This window comes from Actinoplanes sp. NPDC089786, from assembly GCF_040684855.1.
Lineage (GTDB): Bacteria > Actinomycetota > Actinomycetes > Mycobacteriales > Micromonosporaceae > Actinoplanes.
Genome location: NZ_JBFBGU010000066.1, coordinates 1 through 3490, shown reverse-complemented (window position 1 = coordinate 3490; position 3490 = coordinate 1). Strand labels below are relative to the sequence as shown.

At 65.8% G+C, this 3490-nt stretch carries 4 protein-coding genes; 1 reads left to right on the top strand and 3 read right to left on the bottom strand.

Annotation, left to right across the window (positions count from 1 at the left end; all coding sequences use genetic code 11):
• From AB0O15_RS47835 to AB0O15_RS47825, 3 genes are all read right to left on the bottom strand, one after another.
• On the bottom strand, nt 1-281 hold a 281-nt coding region (locus AB0O15_RS47835), incomplete at its 3' end, for a transposase (RefSeq protein ID WP_364334876.1).
• A 119-nt stretch (nt 282-400) separates the two neighbouring features.
• Nucleotides 401-1327 carry an alpha/beta hydrolase gene (locus AB0O15_RS47830; RefSeq protein WP_364334873.1) on the bottom strand — a complete coding sequence of 309 codons (927 nt, stop codon included), beginning with the start codon at nt 1325-1327 and terminating at the stop codon, nt 401-403.
• A gap of 222 nt (nt 1328-1549) precedes the next feature.
• Entirely contained in the window at nt 1550-2473 is a 924-nt protein-coding gene (locus AB0O15_RS47825; protein ID WP_364334870.1) for an SDR family NAD(P)-dependent oxidoreductase, read from the bottom strand.
• A 128-nt stretch (nt 2474-2601) separates the two neighbouring features.
• Between AB0O15_RS47825 and AB0O15_RS47820 the strand changes: the two genes are divergently transcribed.
• A complete protein-coding gene (locus AB0O15_RS47820) occupies nt 2602-3249 on the top strand; it encodes a TetR family transcriptional regulator (RefSeq protein WP_364334867.1) in 648 nt (215 codons plus the stop codon).
• The last annotated feature ends 241 nt before the right edge of the window (nt 3250-3490 follow it).

The window sequence follows — 3490 nt, the reverse complement described above, 5'->3', positions numbered from 1 at the left end:
TCGACCAGCGCGGCGGTAGGTTGCGCGTCGCGGTCCTCGAGGTGTTGACGGACCTGCTCGCGCAGGTGGTTGTGCATCCGGTTCAGGGTGCGGTCGCGAGTCCAGGTTTTGACGTAGTGATAGACGAGTTTGTGGTGCGGAAAGTCGGCGGGCAGAGCGTCCCACTGGCAACCGGTCCGGTCCAGGTAACGGATCGCGTCGACGACGTCACGGCGCGGGTAGATGATCGGTCGGCCGCGGCCGGTCCCGGCCGGGACGTGCGGGGCCAGGACTTGCGTCACCCAATGTCCAAGTGCCACCGGGAAGAGAAAGAGACGTCATGGTCATACCTTTCTTGAGAAATGGGCTGGGCGGCGGTGGCCTCTGCCGCCAAGCTTCCGAAGCCGGCCGACCATCGGCTTCAGGCGAGGGGCCGGGCGGTGGTCACGTTTCCCAGCTGCTGGGTCAGGAACGATGCGGCGCGATCAAGGGCCTGGTCGGCCTCATCCAGGGCCCCGCCCGCGAACATCTGAAACACGTGCGGGACGCCGGCCACGACGTCGAGGATGACGTCGACGTCCGCGGCCCGGGCGCGCTCCGCCATGCGGGTGGCGTCGTCGAGAAGCACCTCGTTGGTCCCCACCTGCAGCAGCACTGGTGGCAAGCCGGTGAGATCTCCGACGACAGCGGGACTGAGCAACTCGTCTCGCGGGTCGTGCCCGGCGAGATAGGTCTGCATGATGGGTTCGAGATTCTCACGGTTGAACATCGGATCGATACCGGCTTTGGTATCCATGCTTGCGCCGGTCAAGGTCATGTCCAGGCTCGGTGAGAATGCGACGACTGCTGCCGGCATCGGCAGGCCCGCCGCTCGTGCGGCGAGGCAAGCCGCGATCGAGAAGTTTCCGCCGGCTGAATCCCCGGCGAAGGCCACCGTCGAAGGATCAGTGCCGCTGTCCAGTAGTTCGCGGTATGCGGCGAGGCAGTCGTCGAGGCCGGCCGGGAACGGGTCTTCGGGCGCGAGGCGGTAGTCGAGCGAGACTGCGACGACCCCGGTTCGCGCGACGAGGTTCGCCGTGATGCTCATGGCCGTGTCGGGTGATCCCAGGGCCCATGCGCCGCCGTGGAAGTACAGGATCGTTCCCGGCTGGGCGCCGGCTTCGGGTTCGACTGTGACCGCGGGCCGTCCGCCCAGGACAGTCTGCTTCTGGCGCACTGTGGTGGGTACGGCCGCGGTCGCCATGAAGGCGGCGAAGCCCTTGCGGCGCTCGTCGATGGAATCCATGGCTGGCGCTTGCTGGGGCTGGCGCAGAGCGGCGTCAACGGCCTCGCGCTGTTGTTTGCTCATTGCTGTCTCCTCGGATGTTTCTGGGCGAAGCAAGTGCCTCTACGGGACTGACGTGGTTCATCAACTCTGAGCGAGAGGTTGAGAGCGCCTGCACCCATCGATGATCACCCACCGCCCGGGCTCGGACCTTCACCGGGTTACGGGATATTGCTTAGAGTGATCGGCTGCTGACGCAATCGGTGAGCGTGCAGAACGCATCCATTGACCCGTCTGGGGTGTCTCTCAGGATGCGACTGAGGAGCGCAGGTCTTCTACGGCCTCCCAAAGCTGTCGTTCACGGTCAGGGTCGTAGGACTCCTTGGACGAGCGCTCCACTCGTGTGCGGTCGATGTAGGAACCGGAAGGTGCCGGGACGCGTCCGAGCGCGACGTCGGCGAGGCGCCGGCCGGCGACTTTCTGGCTCGACGCCATCGGGGTCAGCGTCATCAGTGGCATGATCCGCCGCCCCACGAACCGGACAGCTGCGCCTGCGTCGCGGCTCAGGCCGGTACCGGGCACGAATCCAGGGTTGTAGCCGACAATGTCGACGCCCTGCGGCAGGCGTCGTGCGTACTCGTGGATGAGGTAAATCGCGGCGAGCTTGCTGGTGGAGTAAGCCGTCCCTCCCGCCGTGACAGTGTCGGCCTCCGGGAACGCGCGGATGCGGGCCAGGCCGGCCGGATCCTGCCAGGACGGCGCGGGCATCATTCCCGCGTTGTGGCGGAAGTCGCCGAAGTGCGCGTCGCTGACGGTGAGGACGATCCGTGACGGCACCTCGAATCGATCCTGCAGAAGGCGGAGAAGGACGTGATTGGCGAGCACGTTGACGGCGAATGTCGCCTCGAATCCGTCCGGGCTCTCCGTGACGTTGTTCGTGTAAAGCAGGCCGGCGTTGCCGATGAATCCGCGCAGCGACGGCAGATCTCCTGTATCGAGCCGTCGGATCAGCTCGTCAGCTGCCGCGCGGACGCTACCCATCGACAACAGGTCCGTCGGGATCGATGTCACGGCGCGCCCGTTGTGGCGGAGCTGGGCGGCGAGCTCGTTTCCCGTGGCGCCACGGGCCAGGAGCACGAGGTGCGCCTCAGCGTCGCCGTCGAGGACGCGCTCGACGGCGACGCGGCCGAACCCGCGAGTCGCGCCGGTCATGACGATGGTGTGGGTCACCGGGTTCTCCCCTTGTTGAAAACTCATGACCGCCTCTAACTATATGGCGTAAATTTACTTTGTATATCGAAGGTAACGCCTCCTTGCTTGATCGTCAACCGCACCCTTTACGAGATATAGTGAGCCTCATGTCACCCCGACCCCGGGCCGCCGAGCGACTCGATCGCGGCGAACTCCTGTCCACAGCCCTCGCCATCGCGGATGCGGACGGGCTCGACGCCGTCACGCTGCGCCGGGTCGCTGCGGGCTGGAACGTCACTCCCATGGCGCTGTACTGGCACTTCAAGAGCAAGGACGCCCTGCTCGACGCGCTGGTCGAGCGGATACTCGGCGAAATGGAGCTGACCGCCGACAGCGAGCCCGACCTGCGTACGGTGCTGGCGGACCTGCTGCGTGTCCTGCGCGCGCACCCCGCCCTCGCTGAGATCACCCCGCTGCGCTTCATGCGCACGGACGCCGGCATCGATCTGGCCGAGCGGGTCATCGGATTGCTGCGCGCCGAGGGGCACTCGCCGGTGGCCGCAGCGCAGCTGAGCATCTTCCTGCTCAACGCGTTGATCGGGTTGGTGATCCGCCAGCCGGGTGAAACCGCCGTCGCCGACCCGGCCCTGCGGGAGTCCCTGCTCAACGCCAAGCGCGCGCGGCTGAAGTCACTCTCCCCGCAGGACTACCCCCACCTGACCGAAACCGCCGACTTCTTCCTCGGACTTCCCGACGAGCAGGAGTACTACCAGCGAGGCCTGACCATGCTCCTCGACGGGGTACGACTCACCTGAACAGGCCAGCACGGTAATCGAGTTACGAGACATCCCTTAGTAAATAAGGGGTCCGGGTGATCGGCGGCCAGGGTGAAGATCGATGAGGTGCTTGTGTCCGGCGTGGTGGCGTGACATGAGGAAGGGCCTTCGGTACGAGCAAAGGTGACTAACCAGAAGCTCGAACCCCGAAGGCCCAACCCTGTCTGTATACCTTGTCGCCGGGACCGCCGTATCGATGACCCCGGCCACTCTCGACGCT

Excerpts from the sequence above, each read along its gene's own strand:
- AB0O15_RS47830 (WP_364334873.1), bottom strand. The coding sequence starts at position 1,327 with ATGAGCAAACAACAGCGCGAGGCCGTTGACGCCGCTCTGCGCCAGCCC.
- AB0O15_RS47820 (WP_364334867.1), top strand. The coding sequence starts at position 2,602 with ATGTCACCCCGACCCCGGGCCGCCGAGCGACTCGATCGCGGCGAACTC.